The following is a 22,236-nucleotide window of genomic DNA, read 5'->3' on the forward strand; positions in this document are numbered from 1 at the left end:
ATCGTCAGCGCCGGGAATCGAACGGCACAGGGCAGCAGGGGGTTTCGCTGCAGACCAGCAGGTCGTCACACCCCGCAGCCAGCGCCGCACGCAAGGTGTCGCGCACCGCGGTGAGCTCGGCCAGCTTCGCATCGACCTCGCTCAGTTTTCGTGCCGCGCGGGCGTGCAGCCCGGCATCGGTGCGCCGTCGGCCGACCGGGGTGGCGGCGAGGAGCTCGGCGACCTCGTCGAGGGTGAATCCGAGTCGCTGGGCGGCCTTGATCACCCGCAGCACCGTCACCGCCTGTTCCGGATACTGCCGATGTCCACCCAGGGTCCGGCGCGGCTCGGCCAGGAGTCCGCGCCGCTCGTAATATCGCAGGGTCTGCACATTCACGCCCGCGGCCGCTGCCAGCTCACTCGTGCGCAACCCGTCCATGACCATCCACCGATCGCCGACTCACCCTGGTCTCCGCTACCCACGGTAAACCTGTACCCGGGTACCGGATGCAAGTGCTCGGCGAGAGCCCGCGACGTCAGGCGTCGGATTCGCGGTCCTCGGTGCGCGGCGCGACCGCGCCGGACAGCCGGATCACACCCGCGTCCAGGTCAAGATCGAGGCGCGGCTCCCTGGGTTGCCCGTTCGAGTCGCCCGTCTCCTCGTTCTGCAGCTTCTTGCCCGGAAACAGCTCGCCCATGATTCCCACGCCTCCACGATAGCCGCGGTAGCCACCAGTTGGCCGGGCCCATGAGCTGGACCAGGGCGGGGACGAGGAGCATGCGGACGAGGGTGGCGTCGAGGATCAGGGCGATGATCATGCCGAGGCCGAGCAGGCGCATGGGGGTGAGCGGGGAGAGGGCGAAGGCGCCGGTGACCAGGATGAGCAGGACCGCGGCCGCGGTGATGACGCGGGCGGTGGTGACGGTGCCGGTGCGGACCGCGGCGGCGGTGTCGGCGCCGTCGCGGTGCGCCTCGGCCATGCGGGAGAGCAGGAAGACCTCGTAGTCGGTGGACAGCCCGAACACCACGGCGATGATCAGCACGGTCATGCCCGCGGGCAGCGGGCCGGGACTGATGCCGAGGACCGAGGCCAGGTGGCCCTCGTAGAAGATCCAGGTCAGCACGCCGAAGGTGGCGGCCAGGCTGAGGAAGGCCATCAGCACGGCCTTGATCGGCAGCACGAGGGACCGGAACGCCATCGTCAGCAGGACCATCGTGGCGAGCACCATGACCGCGATCATCAGCGGCAGGTTGCCCAGGGTGGACTCGACGCTGTCCAGGGTGGCCGCGGTGTCGCCGCCGACGGCGATCGTGGTCCCCTCGGGCGGTTCGAGCGCGCGCACGGCCTCGACAGTCGCGGTGGCGGCCTCGCTGCGGTCGGCGTCGGTGAGGAAGACGTGCACGACGACGAAATCCTCGTCGCGCCCCACCTGGACCACCTCGTCGACGCCGTCGAGCGCGCCGACCTCCCGCAGAACCCGGCCCACCGCCGCCGACGGCGGCACGGCACCATCGACACCGCGCAGCAGCACCGTCGCCCCGCTCGCCGCGGCGGGGAAGGTCTCGGTGAGCTCTTCGACGGTGTCGCGCATGTCGCTGCCGAGCGGCAGCGCGCGATGATCGATCTCCCCGAGCCGGATACCGGTGAGCGGTGCGGCCAGCACGAGCAGGATCGCGCCGACGACGATCGCCACCGTCCCCGGACGCCGCAGCACCCCGTCGACCACCCGGCCCCAGAAGTGCTCGGTGCGCGTCGAGGACTTCGCCCGCCCGATCCGCGGGCCGAACAGCGTGAGCAGCGCGGGCAGCACGGTGAGTGAAAGTACCGCGGCCAGCGCCACCGCCGCGATCGCGCCGATGCCGAGCGAGCGCAGCACCGCCTGCGGGAACACGAGAGTGCCCGCGAACGCGCAGATCAACAGCAGCGCGGAGACCGCGACGGTGCGCCCCGCGGTCGCGTAGGTCCGTGCCACGGCCGCGCGTACGTCCCCACTCGCGCCGTACTCCTCCCGGAACCTGCTGACCAGGAACAACCCATAGTCGATGGCCATGCCGAGGCCGAGCAGCGAGGCGATGTTGACCGCGAAGGTGGTCACCTCGGTCGTTTCCGCCAGCAACCGGATGGCGCCCAGCGCACCCCCGACCGCGAGCACCCCGACCACCACCGGCAACGCACCGGCGGCGAGCCCACCGAACACCAGCACGAGGATCACCAGCGTCAACGGCAGCGAGATCGACTCCGCCACGATGAGATCGCGCTGGGACCGCTCGATGATCTCGGTGTTCAGCGCGCTGTAGCCCGACAGCCGGGTCTCGACATCGGGCACCCGCAGCGCCTCGGCGATCGCGGGATAGGCGGCGATGCGCTCGGTGTCGTCACCGGCGGTGAACACCACCGCGACCGCGTGCCTTCTGTCTTCCGAGACCAGGAAGTTCTTGCGCGGCGGCTGCGCGGTCCAGTAGCTGTCCACCGGGCGCGCCAGCAACTCCGGGTCGATCCGCTCGATCCCCGCGCGAACCCGCGGCCCGAGCTCGTCGATGGTCGTTCCGTCGGGCGCGGTGTAGAGCGCGACCACATCGGGACTCTGTGGGCCCAGATGCTCGGTGACCACCCGATCCACCAGCGCGGACTCACTGTCCGGGTCGATGAACCCACCCGCGCTGAGTCGTTCGGTGACCCCCGCGCCGTACGCGGCGCACAGACCGATGAACACCACGACCACCGCCAGGACGGCGCGCGGTCGGGCCAGGACGAGCCGAGCCAGGACACTCATCGCCGCGGATCCGCCGAATCACGCACGGGCAGGTCGGCTTCGAGCATGGCGACGATCCGATCGAGCAGTGCCTCCACCCGGTCCTCGATCCCGGCACCGTTGCGCGCGGACACGGTCAGATGCGTGCGCCCGTCGAACTCGGTGAGCCCGAACAGCAGTGGCATGGCCACGCTGTGCTGGGGCAGCACGAACAGTCCGGTCGGCCGGAAGCCGGGCACGGCGAGTTCGTCGGCGGTGAACCGGCCCATGTGCGAGACCGTGGCCGAGGCCAGATTCCGGCCCACCCGCGCGCCCAGCCAGTTCGTGGTGTGCAGGACACCGCGGTTGATCCGGTCGGGCACCAGGGTGATCCGGGTGTTGGCCAGCTGGTTCAGCTCACGTCGCTCGTGCAGCCCGGTCTTGATCTGCTCCCGGATCCGGGACCAGTCGCTACCGGGCGCGATATCGAGGAACAGCGGCAGCGCCAGATTGGCGGTGGACCGCAGTTCGGGATCGTGGCGGCGCAGATCGACCGGCATCATGATGCGCGAGGTGCCGGGCGTCTCGGCGGCCAGCAGCGCGCAGACGCGGGCCAGCGCACCCGGCCCGGTGGCCTCGACCACCCGGTGACGCAGCAGATGCCGGGCCACGCCACGCCGCTGCCTGCCCCGCCCGACCGCACTGCGGTAACGCGGCACCATCGGCGTCGGCTTGCCGGGCGCGCCGATCCGCTGCACGAGTTCCTGATCGGCGACGGGGTCCGGCTGCGGGAGCGGCTCATCACCGCGCAGCGCCCGCAGGACATTGCTCGCCCACACGACCATGCCCATGCCGTCCATCACGCCGTGGAAGACCCGGAAGATCAGCGTCACCGGGTCGCCGGTCAGCAACAGCACCTCGACGGTGGTCTCCGGGGTCGGGCCGATGGTGCTGGTGAGCACCGGGTCGGCTTCGAGCGCGGGCCCGAGCAGCCGGTGCCCCGGCACGACCCGGACCGCCGGGCCGACCCCGCCGTCGACCCATTCCGTGCCGCGCCGCACCAGCCGGGCACCGGGCGTCACCGCCGCGGCGACCGCGACCGCCCGGCGCAGCCGCTCGGGATCGATCTCGCCCTCGCCGGGGATCGCCAGCTGCATGAGGAACGGCGGCGCCAGCTCCCGCATCGGGAAGTACATGCGTTCGGTGGTCGAGATGCCGCGACGGAAAGGATTGGTGGCGTTCATGATTCTCCGGTGAGTCGGTCGGACGGTGACTACCGCAGGTCCCTGGTCAGCGCCTCGACGCCGCCCTGGCGGTCGAGCCAGTCCAGGAACGCGGTGAGCCCGGTCTCGCGGTCGACGACCGGCGCGTAGCCGAGATCGCGCTCGGCGGCGCCGGTGTCGTAGGTGGCGCTGCGCGTCATCAGGGCGACGGCATAGCGCGACAGCGGCGGCGACCAGCGATTCGCCACCGCCGGAATCCGCCACACCGTCTCGATGGCCGCGACGACCGCGGCGAGAACGCGCGGATTCGGTTGCCGCGACGGCGGCTGGTAACCCAGCCGGGTCGCGACCTCGCCGAGAAATCCCCACACATCGGTCTTCTCGGCGTCGGCGATGAAATAGGCCTTGCCGCCGATCTTGTCCGAGGTCAGCGCGAGCACACCCGCGTGGACGATGTTGTCCACGTGGCACAGCGAGGCCTCGACGGTCCGCCCGTAGGACAGATCGGGCAGCTTGCCCTCGGCGGTGCGGCCGAGCAGCCGCACGATCGGCCCCGACCGGTCACCCGCACCCCAGATCGCCCGCGGCCGCAGCGCGACCGTGGTGAATCCGGGTGCGTTCGCGGCGAGCACGGCCTGCTCGGCGGCCGCCTTGGTCTCGGAGTAGAAGTTGAGATAGCGGCGCGGGTACGGCAGCGATTCGTCGACGTCGTGCTGGTCGCCGCCATCGCGATCCATCAGCGCGCTGGGGCTGGACACGAACACGAACCGGCTCGCCCCACCCCGGCGGGCGGCGTCGAGCAGCAGTTCGGTGGCCCGGACGTTCTCGATCCAGAAGCGTTCCCTGGTCCCGCGTTCGTCGACGCGCGCGGCACTGTGGATCACCACATCCATGCCGTCGGTGGCGCGCACCAGCGACGCCGCGTCGGTGAGATCGCCGTACACGAGCGTCACCCGGTCCGCGGCCGCACCGAGATCGTCGAGAACGCTGGTGCGGCGCACCAGGATCGACACCTCGTGCGCGTCGTCGGCGACCAGCGCCCGTACCAGCGCGCCGCCGAGAAACCCCGAGGCGCCGGTGACCAGAATCTTCATCGCTGCCCGTCCTGCTGCTTGGTCGCCCAGCGGGCGAGTTCCTCACGCCCGATCTTGGCGTTGTGGCGGATGTCGACCGGGAAGCCCGGATGGATCGGGAAGTCGACAATCGGTGCGACGGTGTCGAATTCGACCGCCCGCGTGCGCAACCGGGTCTGCGCGGCCACCGGGTCCGCGCCCGGCTCGAGCTCCACGCACAGCACCGGTCGCTGCGCGCCCACCGGGCCGACCCCGACGAGCGCGGTGCGCGACACCCCGGCCACCACATTGAAGACCTGCTCGACCTGCACGGTGAACATCGGTCCCCGCGCGGTCTCGACACGCTGACTCTTGCGCCCGCAGAACCAGATCCGGCCCTGCTCGTCGATCCAGCCCAGATCGCCGGTGCGATGCCAGATCCGCTCGCCGTCGGCGATCTTGCCTGCCGTGTTCGCCTTCTCGGGCCAGTAGTAGCGCGTGCTGACATTCGGTCCCGCGACGACCAGTTCCCCCACCGCGCGCTCACCGGTCGGGATCTCGGCGTCGGCCCACTGCGCGATCGGTTCGTCGGTGATCGACACCAACCGCACCTCGACGCGATCGGCCGGGCGCCCGATGCAGGTGCCCTCGCCCCGGTGCGCCCGCTCCACCAAACCGTCGAGGAGTTCACGCGATTCGATGGTCGACATGGGCAGTGCCTCGGTCGACCCGTAGCCGGCATAGACCTCGGCGTCCTCGCGCAACACCTCGCGCAACCCGGCCACACACCAGTCGGGGACCGGCGCACCACCGGAGAAGATGCTGCCCAGCGACGGCAGTTCCACCGGATGCGTGCGCAGGTACTCGAGCAGCGGAATGAGCACGGCGGGGGAGGCGAACATGGTCCGCACCCCGAACCGGTCGATCGCGTCGGCCACGTGCGCCGGATCGGTGGAACCGACCTTGCTCGGGATCAGCGGGGGCAACACGCACCGCGAGCCGAGCAGCAGATCGAGCACACCGACCAGCGGCAGCGTGACCAGCGAGGTATCCGGATCGGTGTGCCCGCGCGCGGCGTGGACCTGCTCCACCATGGCCGCGAGATTGCCGTGGGTCAGCTCGACGGCCTTCGCCGGACCGGTGCTGCCGGTGGTGAAGCCGATGATCAGGACGTCCGAGGGCTGGGCGGGTACCCGATCGGTCACCGTGGAGGTCGGCGTGCGCCCCCACGACCGCAGGGTCGGTCCGCGCCAGAACCAGCGCCGTCCGACCGTGAGGGTGGTGCGCACCTCCCGGAAGCTGCGGGCGAACAGCACCCGCACGGCATGCGCCTGCGGGATACCGATGAACGCCTCGGCGCGCACGGCACGCAGACAGTGCACCATCCGCCGGATCCCCATGCCGGGGTCGATCACCACCGGCACCGCGCCGATCTTCAACAGCGCGAACAGGATCGCGTACAGCTCCGGACTGGGCAGCACCAACACGATGGTGCGCGTCCCGCTGCCCACCCCCGACCGGGTGAGCTGCTCGGCGATCGCATCCGACCACCGATCGAGCTCGCGGTAGCTGATCGACCGGTAGTCGGGCAGGCCGTCGGCCCGCTTGCCGTCCGGGTAGATCACCGCCGCGCGCTGCGGGTCCGCCGCGGCGCGCTCGCGGAAACCGTCGATGGTCTGCCAGTAGGTCGCAGTGCTCACGCGGTGGTTCCGACCGGTAGCCGGTAGAGGGCGGCCGCCGCCGACGGACCCGCGCCCGCCGCGACGAACAGCACGTGGGTGTAGCCGTCGAGGGTGCCCGCCGCGATCGCCCGGTCGTAGGCCAGCGGCAGCGCGCTGGTGTGCGGGTCGCCATCGGTGAGATCGGGGGTACGCACGGCGTCCTGGTCGATACCGAGCGCATCGGCCAGGCGCTTGGGGAAGTGCGCGCTGGGGGTCGAGGCGATCAGCGCGACCCTGGCATCGGTGGCCTCGGCCAGCGCCGCTCGTGCGACATCGCCTGCGACAGCGAGGATCCGGTCCTCGAAGTCGGCGTCACGCTCGATGGTCATCAGCCCGCGCCCGGCGGTACCCATGGTGGCGGTGTCGACATAGGCCTCCCCGGCGGGAGTGCCGGGGGCGGTCGCGATGTGCACCGGCCCGAAACCTTCGGGCCCGTCGACCTGTTCGAGCAGCAGCGCCGCACCCGCTGTGGCATAGGGGAATTCGGCATCGGCCGCGGACCGGGTGAGCGAGGGGTGGGTGTCGCCCGCGACGATCAGCACGTGTTCGGTGCTCCCGGTCGCGAGCACCGAGCTCGCGACCTGCACGGCATTGAGCACGCCGACCGCGCCGTTCATGAGATCGAAGGAGAAGGTCCGCGGATCGGTGCGGGTGTAGTCCAACCCGATGCCCGCCGCCTTCTGGATCAGCGCGGCGACCGCCGGTTCGACGGTGTTCGAGTCGCGGAAGATGCCGGTGTTGATCAGCACGCCGACCTGATCGGGCCGGATCGCGGCCCGCTCCAGGCTCTGTCGTGCCGCGCGGCCGCTGTGCTCGACGATGCTGTGGGTGTCGGTGGTGTTGCTGGTGCCGGTGGCTCGGATACGCACGCCCATGACGAACCTCAGACCTTCAGGGAGGAGATGGTGGTGGACAGGAAACCCGCGACGACGCCGGAGGCGGCGGGCACCATCAGCAGCTTCGACCCGGCTTCGATGTTCTGGTCGGACAGCTGATCGTGCAGCACGATGAAATGCGATGTCGTCGAGGTGTTTCCGTATTTCTCGATGACATTGAGATCCGGCGGCATCTCGGCGCCGAATTCCCGCGCGGCCACGGCGTTGATGTACGGCACGGCGGCGGCGCCGAATTGGTGGTGGATGATGTAGTCGAACTGCTCGGCGGCGAAGTCGCTGCCCTGCTGTTCGAGGAAGGTGCCCTGTGCGTCGGGCCACAGCAGGAACCGCGCCTCGTTGTGCATCTTGCGGTTGTCGGTGTAGAGCGCCACCCCGGACGACTTGTCGCTGGGCATGCCCAGGCACAGGTGCGAATGCTCGGCGGCGGTGAGCAATTCGATGTAGTGGATCTTGTCGGCATCGTCGACGGCCTGGTCGAGGATCACCGCGCAGCCGGAGTCGCCGACCGAGAGCGAGGCGAACTGCAGGTCGTACTTCTCGGAGATCTCGTTCACCGCGGTCTCGGCGATCGGGGTGATCGCCTCACCACTGACCACCATGCCGTTGCGCACCACGCCCGAGCGGATCATCCGGTCGAGAATGTATGCGCCGGTGAGCATTCCGGCGCACGCGTTGGACACGTCGAAGGTGATCGCCCGCTCGGCGCCGAGGGTCTTGGCGATCGTCGAGGCGAACGAGGGTTCCATGTACATGCGGGTGCCGTCGTTGCTGCGGGTGATCGAACAGGAGATGATCACCTCCACTTCGTCCGGGGCGTAGCGGGACCGGGAAAGACAGTCCTGCGCGGCCTTGATCGCCAGCGTGAACGAATCCTCGCGGCTCTCCGGCCGGGTATCGCGCACCCGGCGTTCTTTCACGCCGGTGATCTTTTCCAGATCGAAGGACGGCGGTGTTTTCAAGCGCGATATCAATTCGGCCGTGGACAAAATGCTCGACGGAAGATATGCGCCGATGGATTCGAAACGCGAATGCGACACGTGAGCTCCTGAATGCGTTCGGAAATGGGTGCCAGAGGACGATTTCGCATCGTCGATGGGATGGAACCTTACCGGAGAGTCAGGGGGTGGAGGACCGTTGATACGGCCGTCACATTCGGCCGATTCATTATGTGTGACTTAAAGTGTCGGACAGTACAGCTATCGATTGGCTAACTGGATTCGAACGCGGGAAATGCTGACTTACCAGGCTCTGGGCCGCATCCATGGGGAGAAGCTATAACTCGGCTATCGCCTCGGTGGGGTCGCCGACCGGTGTGGAGTGTCACAGAACGGTGCCCGCGTAGTGAGTGACTTCACCCTGACGGGGGTCGGTGAATAGATGCCGCGGTGACCGACCTTGTTCTCGGAGCAGAATCGCACTCGAGAAATTTGTCTCCGGGTAGCAGTTGCCCGCGACGGCCCCGCACGGAATTCGGCGGGGCCGTCCGCGGATTCACACCGGCTGCGGCAGCAGACCGCTGGCGACGAACCCGGCGATATAGCGCCGCAGCACCGCCTCGTCGACCCGCGGGCAGACGACCCCGGTGCCCGCCAGCGCCGCCCTGGCGCCGCGATCGTCCACGAGAAGCGCGTCACCGCCGCCACCGAGATAGTTCTCCGCGATGAGCGCGGCCCGCATCAGATCGGTGTGCTCGGAGATCCGGTCCGCCAGCCGGTGCGCGGCGTCCTCGACACCGATGACCTCGACCGGATATCCGCTCTCGCGCACCACATCCAGAATGTCGACGACCGGCGTCGGCTCCTGGTTCACCAGGTGATAGATCTCGGTGTTCGGGTGCCGGGCGGCGGCCAGCGCGACCACCGCGCGCGCGACGTAGTCGACCGGCGCCAAAGTCACTCGGGCCGCACCGATCTCGGGGGCGATGCCGAGGTGGGCCGCCGCGCGGATCAGCGTCCAGAAGGCGTCGTCGCTGCTGACCGCGCCGTGGCCGGTCGCACCCGACACCAGGCCGGGCCGGTGCACCGCGACGGGCAGACCACGCGCGGCGGCCGCAAGCACCAGCTGTTCGGCGACCCACTTGCTGGCCAGATAACCGTTGCGCGGCACCGCCGCCGCCTCGATCATGGTGTCCTCGGCGACGATGCCGCGGTGGTCGATGCCCACCGCCACCGACACCGAGGACACGTAGTGCAGCGTCTTGACCCGGGTGGTCACCGCCAGCCGCAGCACCTCCGCGGTGCCACCGACATTGGCCGCGCGCAGCGTCTCGTAGGGCTCGAGATGGTTGACCTTGGCGCCGTTGTGGTAGATCACGTCGATCTCGGCGGCCAGCGTGGACCAGTCCGCCTCGGACAGGCCGAGGCGCGGCGCGGCCAGATCGCCGGGCAGTGGCACCACCCGGTCGCGAACATCGGTGGCGTCGAGCCCGAAACGGTCCATGGTGGCCACGATCCGGCGATGGGCGGCGTCGGTGTCTTCGGCGCGGACCAGGCACCAGACCCTGGCCGGGGTGCGATCGAGCAGCTCACGCAGCAGGTGGATGCCGACGAAACCGGTCGCACCGGTCAGCAGCGCGGCCTGGGCGGGACCGAAATCGCCGGGCTCGGTAGGTGTCACGGCGAAGGCGGGGTCGAGCTGCGCGTCCGCTTCGAGCGTCGCGATCCAGCGACCCTCGGCCGCCTCCGCCGCGCCGGTCGAGACCGCGGTCGTCACGCCCCGTGGCGTCGCCGCCTCGAACAGCGTGCGCGGTTCGACATCCAGGCCCAGCCGCCCGGCGAGTTCGGCCCGCAGCGTGAACACGAGCAGCGAGGTGCCGCCCAGGTCGAAGAAGTTGTCGTCCACGGCCACCGAGTCCAGGCCGAGGACATCGGCGAAGACCCTGGCCACCGCCAGTTCACGCACGGTGGGATGGTGCGCGGGCACCGGTTCGGTGGCGGCCGGGGCCGTCTCGACGACCCGGCTCCGGAGCAGGTCGGTGCCCGGATCGCGCAGCTGCGCCACCGTCGCGGCCGGTCGCGCGGTGACGGACCGCAGGATGCGCAGGTACTGGTCGGCGAACTCGGCGATGGTGGCGGCGTCGAACAGGTCGGTCGCGTACCGCAGGCTCGCACGGTATCCGGGCTCGCCGGGCTGCTCGCGCAGGGTCAGCGCCAGGTCGAAGTGGGTGGTGTCGCGGGGCAGGTCGACGACATCGATCGACAGCTCGCCCAGGGTGATCTCGGTGGGCGCGGGCAGGTTCTCGAACGAGAACACGGCCTGGAACAGGGGATTACGGGTCTCGTCACGCGGCGGGTTCACCGCCTCCACGATGTGGTCGAAGGGCACGTCACCGTGGTCGAGCGCGGCCAGCGTGACCGCGCGGGAACGGGCGAGCAGCGCGGTGAACGGCTCGTCCGCGTCGATCGTCGTGCGCAAGGGCAGCGTGTTGACGAACATGCCGACCAGGCGGTCGAGGGCGGGATGGCCGCGCCCGGCCACCGGGGTGCCGACGGTGATGTCGTCGCTGCCCGAGAGCTGGTGCAGCAGAACGGCGAAGGCGGCGTGGCCTGCCATGTGGGCGGTGGCATGGTGTTCGCGGGCCAGCCGGGTGAGCGCGTCGGCGGTCTCGGCGCCGACCGCGAAGTCCACGGTCGCGCCCGCGCTGCCGGAGTCGCCGCCCGCCGTGCGTACTCGGTCGACGGGCAGCGCCAGCCGGTCCGGCGCGCCCGCCAGGGTGGTGACCCAGTACGCGAGTTGCCGGGCGGCCGGTGACGTGGGATCGGTGCGATCACCGAGCGTGCGCAGCCGCCACAGGGTGTAGTCGGCGTACTGCAGCGGCAGCGGCGCCCAGTCGGGCGCGCGCCGATTCGCCTGTGCCGCATAGGCGATGGACAGATCGGCGACCAGTGGTCCGTGTGACCAGCCGTCGGCCGCGATGTGGTGGGCGACCAGCGCCAGTACGTGCTCGGCCGGGCCGAGGCGCCACAGCGTCAACCGGAACGGGAGGTCGGTGGTGACATCGAACGGGGCGGCGACCTGGGCGGCCAACTCGTCGGCCAGGCGGTCCTCGGTGACGGGGACCGGGTCCAGCCGCAGGCCCGCCAGTGCCCTGTCGGTGTCGAGAATCCGTAGCCGCGGGCCGGACTCGTCCACCGGGTAGACCGTGCGCAACACCTCGTGGCGCTCGACCACCGCGTGCACGGCGGCGGTGAGCGCGTCGAGGTCGAGGGCGCCGGTCAGTCGCAGCGCGATCGGCAGGTGATAGGCGGCCGAGGTGGGGTAGAGCTGGTTGAGCAGCCACATGCGCAGCTGTGCGGGAGCCGGCGAAAGCCGTTGCGGGCGTGGTCCTGCCACCGGCTCCTCGGCTCGGGTGCCTTGTCCGAGACCGGCGGCCAGGGCGGTCACCGTCGGTGCGTCGAAGATCGCGCGGACACCTACGCCGAGTCGTCCCGCGACCTGGGTGGCGGTCAGCGAGGTACCGCCCAGGTCGAAGAAGTCGTCGTCGGCGCCGATCCGCGCCACCCCGAGGATCTCGGTGAACACCGCGGCGACCAGTCGCTCGTCGGTGGTGGCGGGCGCGCGGAAACCGGCGCGGCCGAAATCGGGGCTCGGCAGCCGGCGGGCGTCGAGCTTGCCATTGGGTGTGAGCGGCAGCGTGTCCAGCACGACGTAGGCGCCCGGTCGCAGATAGGCGGGCAGCAGATCCGCAATCGCGGCTCGCACCGCCGCGGTATCGAGTACGGCACCGGCGGCAGGCACGAGATAGGCGACCAGGTGCGTGCCGCGCCGATCCTGGTGCGCGGTGACGGCGGCACGTGCGACATCGTGCAGCCCGGTGAGCGTGGTCTCGATCTCGCCGGGCTCGATGCGATGGCCGCGCACCTTGATCTGGAAGTCGCTGCGGCCGTGGTAGATCAGTGCGGGGTCGGGACCCTCGGTCACCGTGACCAGATCGCCGGTGCGGTAGAGCCGTCCGCCGGCCGGGCCGTGGGGATCGGCGACGAACCGGGTCGCTGTGAGAGCGTGCCTGCGGTGGTAGCCACGGGCCAGCGCGGGCCCGCCGAGGTAGAGCTCGCCGATCGCGCCGGGCGGTACCGGGCGCAAGGCGGTGTCGAGGACGACGGCGTGGAAGCCGCGCAGCGGGGCCCCGATCGTCACCGGCGTGCCGCTGGTGAGCTCGGCGATGGTCGCGATATCGGTGGCCTCGGTCGGCCCGTACCCGTTGCGCATCAACCGGTTCCGTGACCACACGTCGACCAGATCGGCGCGGATCGCCTCGCCGCCGACCCCCAGCACGACCAGCTCGGGCAGTGCGTCGGAGTCCAGGGTCGCCAGGACCGCGGGGGTGATGATCGCGTTGGTGACCCGCTCGCGGCGCATGAGCTCGGCGAGATCGGGCCCGGCCATCACGTAGCGCGGCGCGACGACCAGCGTCGCGGCACCGGCCAGACCGCACAGGATCTCGCCGACGGCCATGTCGAAACCGGGTGAGGCGTGGTGCAGGGTGCGCGCGTGCGGTCCGAGGTCGTAGCGGTCCCGGCGTTCGGCGGCCAGATTCGCCAGGCCGCCGTGGGTGACCAGCACGCCCTTGGGCAGTCCCGTCGACCCGCTGGTGTAGATCAGGTAGGCGGGGTGCTCGGGGCGCAGCGCGACCGGACGATCGGCATCGGTGATCGGCGCGTCGGAATACGGTGCGGTGGTGGCGGATTCGTCCAGGATCAGCCACTGGATCGTGTCGGGCAGGCTCGCCCGGTGCGCGCCGGTGGTGACGCCCAGGGTGGCATCGCAATCGCCGAGGATGTGCGCGATGCGCTCCGGCGGATAGCCGGGATCGATCGGCACGAACCCGGCACCGGACTTGGTGGTCGCCCACACCGCCGCCACCGACTCGGCGGAGCGTTCCACCGCCATGGCGACCAGGGTCTCCGGTCCGGCGCCCGCCGCGAGCAGGGCGCGGGCCAGCCGGGTGGTCTCGGCGTCGAATTCGGTGTAGGTCCAGCTCCGCTCGCCGTGCACGATCGCGGTGCCGTCCGGATTGGCGGTCACGGCCGCCGCGATGATCGCGGCCAGGGTGGCGGGGGCGGTGGCCTCGGTGCCGCGCCACGGAACCAGCTGGGCCGCTTCGGCTTCCGAGAGCAGCGACAGCGCCGCGGTCGGGGTGCCCGGCTCGGCGGTGGCGAACTCGGTGAGCAGGGCGAGGAACCGGCGCAGGTGCGCGGCCAGCTCGTCGGGGTGGTAGCGGTTGCGGTTGGCCTCCAGTTCGACGCGCACGCCCGCCGAGGTGGCGTACAGGTTCAAGGCCAGATCCTCCACCGGGCCGGTCGAGAGCACGTGCACCGTGCCGTGCGCGGCGCCGAGGGTCACCTCCGGGTGGAAGTTCATGATGTTGACCGCGGGGCCGAAGCCGAGCGAGCGCACCGAACGTCCGGCGTCGCGGTGCATGTCCGCGCCGCGATAGCGCTGGTGCCGCAACGCCCCGGTCAGTGCCGTGCGGGCCGCGGTCACGGCGTCGCCGACGGTGGCACCGGTCGGGCAGTGCAGGGGAAGCACTGTGGCGGTCATCCCGGCGCAGCGACGCAGCGCGGCGGTGGTCCGCGCGGTCATCGGCAGGCTCAGCGAGACCGCGTCGCCGCCGGTCATCCGTGCCAGATAGGTGGCGAAGGCGGCCACGACCACCGGTGCGTTGCCGGGACCCGCGGCGCGTTCCCCGAGCGCGGTGACCACCTCGGCCGACAGCGCGGCCCCGGCCAGCATGGGCAACGGATCCGGCTCGCCGACCCGCGTGGCGAGGGTGACCGGCTCGGGCAGCTCGGCCAGCTGCGCGGCCCAGTGCGCACGGTCGGTGTCGAACCGGCGCGAGGCTCGATAGTCGGTGTCGGCGGCCACCAGCAGCGCGGGGGAGTCGACGGTCTCCTCCGGCAGTTCGGTGCCTTCGACCAGGGCCGCGTAGTGCAGGGCGAGACGTTCGTGCAGGCGCATGGCGCCGTAGCCGTCGAGGGCGATGTGATGGGCGCGGGTGTAGAGGAAGTGGCGTTCGGCGCCGATCCGCAGCACGGTCGTGTGGATCGCGGGATCGGCGAGCACATCGAACGGGGTCTGCTGATGGGCGCGCATCCACGCGAACGCGGCGGCCTCGGCATCGTCGCGCTCGCGCAGATCGAGGACCTCGACCTCGTCGCGCAGCGTGGTGTCGGGGATCTGGACCGGTTCGCCGTCGACGAGCGCGAAGCGCTGGTAGAGGCCGAGTTCGCGGGCCGCGCGCCGACCCGCCTCCCGGTGGAGGGCGGGATCCAGTGGGCCGGTGAGGTCGACGTACTGCGCGATCGTGATCGGCACCGCGCCCAGCAACTGCTGGGCGAACCAGATCTCTCGCTGCGCCGCGCTGAGCGGTAGGAACGGGTGCGCGGGGCCGAACGAACTCATGGTGCCACTGCCTTCCGACGGAACTGTCGGTGAAGGGTAGCCTAACCTTGTCTGATTTGCGTAGTGTCGTCTACGTTTCCGCGCACCCGCCGGTCACCAGAAACGCGGGGTCAGAGCCCACTCGGCGAACTCCGCGGCCAGCAGCTCCCGCAGGGCCGCCCTGCTGGGGAAGCGGTCGGGATCGGCGCCGGTCACCACCAGGGTCACGGTGTCGTCGTCGCAGGAGAAGGCCAGATTGACGCCCACCTCGACCTGGCGGAACAACTCGACCGGCCCGGGATTGACGACCGGGCGCATGATCACCGCGCGCGCCCGGTGCCCACCGAGCACGGCGATGTTCTGGGCCGTGCGACCCATGTTGGTGCACAGGCACTCCGGCGCCTTGGCGGTGCGGGCGAAGCGGTGCAGCACCGCCTTCGGCAGCAGCATCTGCACCGGTTGCAGATGCTGGATCGCGGGGATGGTCGCGGGGTCGCGATAGGCGAGGCCCGCGGCCTTGAGCGCGGCGCGGACGGCGGGCAGATCGGTGCGGACGCCGTCGCGATAGATGACGCCGATCGGCAGGCCGGTGGTGGCATTGGCCCGGGGATCGTCGGCCTCGCGCAGCGAATGCGGGATGTCGACGCGGACCTCGGCGCCGTCGGCGATGCGACCGCTGCGCCCGAGCAGCCCGACCGCGACACCGATCAGCAGGCCGTTGGTGGTGCCGCCGTGCGCCGCGGCCACGCGCTCCCATTCGGCGAGGTCGAGCTGGACGATGGCATCGGGGGCCTGCCAGGTGTCGGCGTGTGGCAGCCGTGGCTGCGCCGGACGCGGATTGCGCGCGGGTTCCCGCACACCCCCCGCGCGGCGGGCGGCCTTGATTCCCCGGGCGACCGCGCGCAGCTGACCACGGGCGTCGGCGAGATCGGCGGCGAAACGACCCGCCCCGGCCACCGGACCGACGAGCCTGCCCGCGCTGGTCGCCCGGTCGGGCCGCTCGCCGCGCGCGAGCCGGTCGAGCGAGTCGACGATGGCGTGCATCATGCCGCCGCCGTCACAGACCACGTGCGAGGCGACCAGGGTGACCACGGTGCCGCCGGATTCGGTGGGCGCCCCGGCGAGCTGCCACACCAGTCCGCGTTCGGGATCGAACTCCACCGCGGCCTGGGCGAGGAACCAGTCGAGCACCTCGTCCTCGGGCACCGGGGCGTCCGACCAGCGCAGCGGCAGCGACTCGGTCGCCGGTTCCCAGTGCGGGCGGGCGATCGGGAAGCGGGTGGTGCGCACCCGGCGGGCGATGAATCCGGTCGCCAGATGCGCGTGCCAGCGGGCCAGCAGTTCCCGGTCCACCGGAGTGTCGAACCGGTAGGCCAGCTGGTTGACCAGGGCGTTCGGGTAGAGGCTGTGCAGTTTGAAGAACAGGTCGTCGTCGGCGGTGATGCGGTTGAGGCCGGTGGGTCCGGCGGCCACCGTGACGGCGGGGGAGGTGACGGTCATCGAGGACTCCTCATCGGGAACGCAGGGTGCGCACGGTCAGCGGCGCGAAGACGGCGACGACCACCACCGAGGCCACCAGCGACCACCAGGCATCGGCGCCGACCGTGCCGTGCGCGGACAGCGTCCGCACCGCGGAAACCAGGTACGACACCGGATTCAGGTCCGAGACGTGCCGCATCCAGGTGGGCATGGCCTCCTCAGGGACCAGGGCGTTGGAGGCGAAACCGAGGAAGGTGAGCACCAGCATGGACATGCCCTGCACAGCAGCGGGCCGGGCGACCGTGGCGCCGATGAAGGCGAACAGCCAGCTGATCGCGGTGGTGGCGAACACGACCAGCACGGCGCCCGCCAGGAAGCCCAGGGTGTGCTCGGGCCGGTATCCCATGCAGAAGCCGACGATCACCACGGTGGTCGCGGCGATGAGGTAGCGCACCATGCCCGCCAGCAAGGCCCCGGCGACGGGTGCGGAGCGGGCGATGGGCATGGCGACGAAGCGATCGAAGACCCCGGAGTGGATGTCCTCGGACAGCTGCACGCCGGTGGCGACCGAGGAGGTGAGCACGATCTGGACCAGCACGCCGGGAATCATCAGCGGCAGATACGCCTGCATACTGCCCGCGATGGCGGTGCCGAAGATGCTGCCGAACAGGACGGGGCCGACGATCGGCAGCAGGATGGCGTCGTAGAGCAGCTGTGGACTGTGCCGGAAGGTGAGCAGGCCGCGCCAGGCCATCATCAGCGAATGACGCAGGGCGGCAAGCGGACTGACCCGGGTGACGCGGGGTGCGCGGACAACCTGGGGTGGCGCCGCGGTGGTGAGGGTCATGGCGGGTCCCGAACTTTCACGCAGGGCGGTCATGCCGCATCGACTCGGTCCGACGACCGCGCATGACCGGTCAAGGCGAGGAACACCTCGTTGAGGTCGGGCCGGTCCACCGCGAAGCCGCGCAGCGCGATGTCCGCGGCGCGACAGGCCGCGACGATCTCGGCGCCGACGGCGACATCCCGCAGCGCCACGGTCAACGTGCCCGACGACGATCCCTCCGGCACCTCGCCGGTGAGCTCCTGGATCAACGCCTCGGCCCGGCGGAGGTCGGCGGTGTCGGGGATGTCCAGGCGCAGCACCTGATCGCCGATCGAGGCCTTGAGTTCGGCGGCGGTGCCCTCGGCGACGAGCGAACCACGATCGATGACCGCGATCCGGTCGGCCAGCGCGTCGGCCTCCTCGAGGTACTGGGTGGTGAGCAGGACGGTCGCGCCCCGGGCGACCAGTCCGCGCACGATGCCCCACATCCGGTCGCGGGTGTGCGGGTCGAGGCCGGTGGTCGGTTCGTCGAGGAAGATCAACGGGGGCACGGTGATCAAGGTGGCGGCCAGGTCGAGGCGTCGTCGCATGCCGCCGGAGAAGGCGCTGACACTGCGCCGCGCCACCGCCGTGAGCTCGAATTCCTCCAGGAGTTCGTCGCCGCGCCGGGCCGCCTCGCGCCGGGACAGACCGAGCAACCGGCCGAACAGGCGCAGATTCTCGGCGGCGGACAGGGTTTCGTCGACCGAGGCGTACTGGCCGGTGAGCCCGATCATCGACCGCACCGCCGTCGCGTCCCGCACGACGTCGTAGCCGAACACCTCGGCGCTGCCCCGGTCGGGACGCAACAGCGTCGCCAGCATCCGGACGGTGGTGGTCTTGCCCGCACCGTTGGGGCCGAGCATGGCGAAGACCGACCCGGCGGGAATGCTGAGGTCGACCTCACCGACAGCGGTGAAGTCGCCATAGGACTTGCCGAGCCCGTGGGTGCGGACGGCGATCTCGGTGCTCACTGCGGCCTCCCGGCATGGTCGAAGGCGGACGTCGGGACGGTCAGGGGCACAAGGGCTTCCACCTCGTCGGCGGCCCGGGCCACCCCGTGGTCGGGGAAACGGCTCGCGTAGGCGGCGGCACGGGCCACGACTTCGGGATCGGCGACCCGGTCCAGCAGGGTGGTGAGCGTCGGTGCGTCGAGGTCGGCGGCTCGCGCGGTCGCGGCGAGCCCGAGTCGCGACAGCGCGCGGCCCCAGTACGGCTGATCGGCCTGGATCGAGCAGATCACTTGGGGCACACCGGCTCGCAGCGCGGCCGCGGTCGTCCCCGCGCCACCGTGGTGCACCGCGGCGACGCAGCGCGGGAACACCGCGGCGTGGTCGAGCTGGTCGACGATCGCCACCTCGTCCCCGAGCAACGGTTCGATGCCCGCCCAGCCCGCGGCCAGCAGCAGGCGGCGACGGCGCCGGGCGCAGACCGCGCGCAACATCGTCACCAGCGTCGCCGGGTCGTCGACGGTCATCGAGCCGAAGCCGACATAGATCGGCGCCGCCCCCGCGTCGAGCCATCGCCCGAGCGCGGGATCGACCCGGCGGCCGAGGAATCCGTCGGCATCGACGGCGAACCCGGTGACCGGATGCCGGGCGGGCAGCTCGGCGGCCAGCCCGGGAAACAGCTCGACGTCATAGGCCTGGATCGACACCCGGTCGGGCAGCGGATGTTCGACGATGCCGAACTCGGCCAGCGGCTGGGCCAGCGCGGCATCACGGGCCCGGCGCAGGCCCAACCAGATCCGGCGATTGAGCGCACCCGGAATCCGTTCGCCCCAGACCGTGGGCACCACCGGCACCGAGCGATTCGGGTGGATCGGGAAGAAATGCACTGCGGCCAGCGGCAATCCGACCCGCCGGGCGGCCTTCTCGGCCGCCTCCTCGCCCGCCATCCCGGTCACCACCACATCGTGACCGGGGGCGAGGACGAGCAGATCCCGCACCGCCTCGGCCACCCCGCGCCGCTGCAGATCCAGCACCGCCCGCACCCGCTGGCGCGGCGAGGCGCTGCGGAACCGGCGATCGGCGTGCTGGGTGCGCAACAGTTCGGCACTGTCGCGGCCGAAGCCGACGGCCGTGATGCCGAGTGTGGCGGCGAATTCGACGAGATTGGGCGAGAGCGCGAGCGTCACCGAATGCCCGCGAGCGCGGAGCTCGCGGGCCAGCAGCATGCCCGGCTGGGCGTCGCCGCGGCTTCCGGTGAAGGCCAGCAGTGCGCGCATGCTCAGCCCGCGCTCAGCGCCGCCGACGCGGTCTCGGCCTGCACTGCCACGGCCGGTGCGGCGATCGCGGTCACCGCGTACATGGCCCTGGCGAATTCGGTGAGGAACCGGTCCATCACCGGGTCCGGCAGGCCGGCGGGATAGCGGGTGGAGACATAGAGGCCGTCGGGGCCGCGCACGACCCAGAAGTACACCTCCTCGGTCGAATACGACACCGCGCGCAGTGTCCGTCCGCGCAGATCGGCGACGAGTTCGTAGTCGGGCAGCATCCGGATGTCGAGGAACGAGGCACCGAAGGTCGGGCCCTCCACCGCGCCGACCATGGCCAGCGACCGGCCCCAGGACGCGTCGTTGCACACGTGCGCGCGTTTGAGCGCGGCACGGGTCGCGTCGAGCGCGGCCGACATGTCGGCGCCCGGCGGCAGGGTGATGTCGACGGGGACCACGTTGACGAACCAGCCCATCGACTCGAGCCAGGTCAGATCGGGGCGGGTGGCGATCGGCATCACCGTCCGGAAGCGGTCCTCGCCGAACACCTCCCTGGACGCGGTCGCCAGCGCGGCGAACACGGTCACCGAGAGCCGGTGCTTGATCCGGTCGAGCGCGGCCTCGACCTCCTCGAGCTGGTTGAGGGTCAGCAGCGTGCGCGAGAGGCTGGGCTGGGCGTGCTCGCCGTCGAGTTCGACGACCTGACCGGCGGCGAAGCGGGGCATGGGCGAGCCCGGCGCGCCGAGGAATTCGCGCCACACCGCGACGGCGGGGGATTCGGGAGTGAGCTCCTCGGCGGCGGCGCGCTCGATCGCCGCGAAATCGGCGGGGCTGCCGAAGGTGGCCGAGTCGCGGATCTCGCCGCCGGTGGTGACCGCGGTGTAGAGGGTGCGCAGCTCGAGGATGAGCACGGCCTGGGAGTAGGCGTCGAGCACCGAGTGATCGGCGCCGACCAGGACGGTGAAGTCGTCGGTGTCGTGGGCGACGGTGGCCACCAGCAGATGCGGCCAGGTGAGCGGGGACAGTCGCAGTTCCAGTGTGTCGCACAGGAACTCGTTGATCTGCTCGCCGTCGACGAGGTCGGGGACCGCGGCGGCGGTGACGCGCACCGTGCCCGGTGCCGTCGTCACCCGGTGGTAGTCGCCGTCGCGGGTGGATGCGACGGTGGTGCGGAAACCCTCGTGGCGATCGTGCCAGAGCTCGAGGGTGCGCGCCCAGGCCTGTTCGTCGAGCGGGGCGTCCATCTCGAAGACCGTGCCGATCCAGCGGCCGCGACCCGGACGCGGATCATCGGGATCGTTGAAGCCGAGATACTGCGCGTGGACGCTGGCCAGCGGGCGCTGGTCGTCGTACCAGGCGTCGGGCGTGGTCGTCGCGGGGGTCCAGATCGACAGTTCCCCGTCGCGAATCCGGAATTCGGACAGATGGGTGTATTCCATGCCGGGTCACCTCGTGGTGGGTGCGAGCCGAGATCGGCGCGAATGGGAGTGCGGTGATCGCGGGATGCGATACCGGATGTTGCTCTGGATCCCGCACCGGATGTAGCTGGCGAACCCTGGGCTATTCGCGAGTCTATAACTCTGAGAGTTTTCTGAAACACACCTTAGTCACAATTGGATGATGTGAAGTACATCACTTTCGGAGTGTGATGGTTCGCCAGCGTAACCAATGCCCATGAAGTAGGGGGCATTCTCCGCGTCATCGCAGGTCAGGGTGCGGCGAGCGGGCCGTATTCGGCGAGGACCGTGCCGTGGCGGACCACGCCGGACAGGCTCGGCAGCTCGGCCGGTGGCGACCAGGTCCGGAATCCGTCATAGCTGTCGCTGGACCAGTACCGGTTCTCGGTGTAGGCGTCGAGGTAGATGCGGTGGCCGCCGCCGGGAAGGGGGACCACCGACTGTCCCTCACGGGGACCGCCCCAGCCCGCCCAGTCGCCGGTCGCGAGGAACCCGTACGGCCCGAGGGGGTGGTCGGCGACGGCGAGTTCGATCAACTTGGAGTCCTCGTTCTTCACGAACGCGAACACCTTGCCCGCCAGGCGCACCAGCGTGGTGTCTATATAGCCCAGCGAGCCGGGGCCGCCGGGACTCAGCCCGAACAGCGGCACCGGCGGCGCCCACCGGGTGAGGCCCGCGTCGAGCGGAACGAGCAGGTGCGGGGTGAAGCCGTGGCCCCAGGTCAGCGAGACGATGATGCCGACCCGGCCCGCCGCGTCGGTGTACCACTCCGGCGCCCACGCGCCGTCCAGCTTGCCCACGACGAGCATCGGCACCTCGGGCAGCGCGGTCCAGGTGATCCGGTCGCGGCTGCGGGCCATGCCGATCGCGGTGGCGTCACCGGCGATGGTGTACGTCAGGTAGTAGAGGCCGTCGGTGTGCCGCAGGATGCTGGGGTCGCGGACCAGGCCGCGCGGCGGGGTGAAGGCGTGCTCGGCGAGCGGGGTGAAATCGGTGCCGTCGGTGGATTCGTAGACGGCCAGGGTGGCGTCGTCGTCGGCGCGGAACGCGGTCATCGTGTAGCGGACCGGCGTGCGCGGCGGATCGATGCCGACCCCGGGGCCGAGCGCGGACTGGGCCCCCGCCGTGCCCGCGGCCAGCAGTGGGAGCCCGGCCAGCAGCGCGAGTGCGGATCGTCGTCCCACTGTCATCGCCATGACCTGGGATTATCCGGCCGCCTGTCGGCGTGATGACGCA

The 22,236-nt window shown here is 70.8% G+C and carries 14 protein-coding genes; all 14 read right to left on the reverse strand.

The features are described 5' to 3' along the window. Positions 1-4: 4 nt before the first annotated feature. On the reverse strand, positions 5-418 hold the full coding sequence (locus ACFVVM_RS05210) for a MerR family transcriptional regulator (protein WP_387613109.1): 414 nt from the start codon (positions 416-418) through the stop codon (positions 5-7). Positions 419-588: 170 nt separating this feature from the next. Continuing rightward, the gene (locus ACFVVM_RS05215; protein ID WP_387613111.1) at positions 589-2,754 is read right to left on the reverse strand and encodes an MMPL family transporter; all 2,166 of its coding nucleotides are present in this window, start codon (positions 2,752-2,754) and stop codon (positions 589-591) included. Beyond that, a complete protein-coding gene (locus ACFVVM_RS05220; protein WP_387613112.1) occupies positions 2,751-3,956 on the reverse strand; it encodes a peptide synthetase in 1,206 nt (401 codons plus the stop codon). The genes ACFVVM_RS05215 and ACFVVM_RS05220 overlap by 4 nt, the downstream gene beginning before the upstream one ends. Before the next feature lie 29 nt (positions 3,957-3,985). Further along, entirely contained in the window at positions 3,986-5,029 is a 1,044-nt protein-coding gene (locus ACFVVM_RS05225) for an NAD-dependent epimerase/dehydratase family protein (RefSeq protein ID WP_387613114.1), read from the reverse strand. Continuing rightward, positions 5,026-6,687 (reverse strand): fatty acid CoA ligase family protein, encoded by a 1,662-nt coding sequence (locus tag ACFVVM_RS05230; protein ID WP_387613116.1) that lies wholly within the window; start codon positions 6,685-6,687, stop codon positions 5,026-5,028. Before ACFVVM_RS05230 ends, ACFVVM_RS05225 begins: the two co-directional genes overlap by 4 nt. Beyond that, entirely contained in the window at positions 6,684-7,583 is a 900-nt protein-coding gene (locus tag ACFVVM_RS05235) for a hypothetical protein (protein ID WP_387613118.1), read from the reverse strand. The genes ACFVVM_RS05230 and ACFVVM_RS05235 overlap by 4 nt, the downstream gene beginning before the upstream one ends. Before the next feature lie 8 nt (positions 7,584-7,591). Next, positions 7,592-8,641, reverse strand: coding sequence for a 3-oxoacyl-ACP synthase III family protein (locus ACFVVM_RS05240; protein WP_387613120.1), 1,050 nt, complete (start codon positions 8,639-8,641; stop codon positions 7,592-7,594). A gap of 454 nt (positions 8,642-9,095) precedes the next feature. Next, the gene (locus tag ACFVVM_RS05245; protein ID WP_387613122.1) at positions 9,096-15,005 is read right to left on the reverse strand and encodes an amino acid adenylation domain-containing protein; all 5,910 of its coding nucleotides are present in this window, start codon (positions 15,003-15,005) and stop codon (positions 9,096-9,098) included. 93 nt (positions 15,006-15,098) lie between these two features. Then, on the reverse strand, positions 15,099-16,484 hold the full coding sequence (locus tag ACFVVM_RS05250) for a hypothetical protein (RefSeq protein ID WP_387613124.1): 1,386 nt from the start codon (positions 16,482-16,484) through the stop codon (positions 15,099-15,101). A gap of 10 nt (positions 16,485-16,494) precedes the next feature. Beyond that, positions 16,495-17,343 (reverse strand): ABC transporter permease, encoded by an 849-nt coding sequence (locus tag ACFVVM_RS05255; protein WP_387613125.1) that lies wholly within the window; start codon positions 17,341-17,343, stop codon positions 16,495-16,497. Continuing rightward, positions 17,340-18,302 (reverse strand): ATP-binding cassette domain-containing protein, encoded by a 963-nt coding sequence (locus ACFVVM_RS05260; protein WP_387613127.1) that lies wholly within the window; start codon positions 18,300-18,302, stop codon positions 17,340-17,342. The genes ACFVVM_RS05255 and ACFVVM_RS05260 overlap by 4 nt, the downstream gene beginning before the upstream one ends. After that, positions 18,299-19,555: a glycosyltransferase gene (locus ACFVVM_RS05265; RefSeq protein ID WP_387613129.1), complete on the reverse strand. Its 1,257-nt coding sequence runs from the start codon at positions 19,553-19,555 to the stop codon at positions 18,299-18,301. Before ACFVVM_RS05265 ends, ACFVVM_RS05260 begins: the two co-directional genes overlap by 4 nt. A gap of 2 nt (positions 19,556-19,557) precedes the next feature. Further along, the gene (locus ACFVVM_RS05270; protein WP_387613131.1) at positions 19,558-20,982 is read right to left on the reverse strand and encodes a condensation domain-containing protein; all 1,425 of its coding nucleotides are present in this window, start codon (positions 20,980-20,982) and stop codon (positions 19,558-19,560) included. A gap of 269 nt (positions 20,983-21,251) precedes the next feature. Then, positions 21,252-22,196 carry a hypothetical protein gene (locus ACFVVM_RS05275; protein ID WP_387613133.1) on the reverse strand — a complete coding sequence of 315 codons (945 nt, stop codon included), beginning with the start codon at positions 22,194-22,196 and terminating at the stop codon, positions 21,252-21,254. Between the last annotated feature and the right edge of the window lie 40 nt (positions 22,197-22,236).

It is taken from the genome of Nocardia sp. NPDC058176, assembly GCF_042883805.1.
In the GTDB taxonomy this organism is placed as follows: domain Bacteria; phylum Actinomycetota; class Actinomycetes; order Mycobacteriales; family Mycobacteriaceae; genus Nocardia.

Excerpts from the sequence above, each read along its gene's own strand:
- ACFVVM_RS05210 (WP_387613109.1), bottom strand. The coding sequence starts at position 418 with ATGGACGGGTTGCGCACGAGTGAGCTGGCAGCGGCCGCGGGCGTGAAT.
- ACFVVM_RS05215 (WP_387613111.1), bottom strand. The coding sequence starts at position 2,754 with ATGAGTGTCCTGGCTCGGCTCGTCCTGGCCCGACCGCGCGCCGTCCTG.
- ACFVVM_RS05220 (WP_387613112.1), bottom strand. The coding sequence starts at position 3,956 with ATGAACGCCACCAATCCTTTCCGTCGCGGCATCTCGACCACCGAACGC.
- ACFVVM_RS05225 (WP_387613114.1), bottom strand. The coding sequence starts at position 5,029 with ATGAAGATTCTGGTCACCGGCGCCTCGGGGTTTCTCGGCGGCGCGCTG.
- ACFVVM_RS05235 (WP_387613118.1), bottom strand. The coding sequence starts at position 7,583 with ATGGGCGTGCGTATCCGAGCCACCGGCACCAGCAACACCACCGACACC.
- ACFVVM_RS05245 (WP_387613122.1), bottom strand. The coding sequence starts at position 15,005 with ATGAGTTCGTTCGGCCCCGCGCACCCGTTCCTACCGCTCAGCGCGGCG.
- ACFVVM_RS05250 (WP_387613124.1), bottom strand. The coding sequence starts at position 16,484 with ATGACCGTCACCTCCCCCGCCGTCACGGTGGCCGCCGGACCCACCGGC.
- ACFVVM_RS05255 (WP_387613125.1), bottom strand. The coding sequence starts at position 17,343 with ATGACCGCCCTGCGTGAAAGTTCGGGACCCGCCATGACCCTCACCACC.
- ACFVVM_RS05265 (WP_387613129.1), bottom strand. The coding sequence starts at position 19,555 with ATGCGCGCACTGCTGGCCTTCACCGGAAGCCGCGGCGACGCCCAGCCG.
- ACFVVM_RS05270 (WP_387613131.1), bottom strand. The coding sequence starts at position 20,982 with ATGGAATACACCCATCTGTCCGAATTCCGGATTCGCGACGGGGAACTG.
- ACFVVM_RS05275 (WP_387613133.1), bottom strand. The coding sequence starts at position 22,196 with ATGGCGATGACAGTGGGACGACGATCCGCACTCGCGCTGCTGGCCGGG.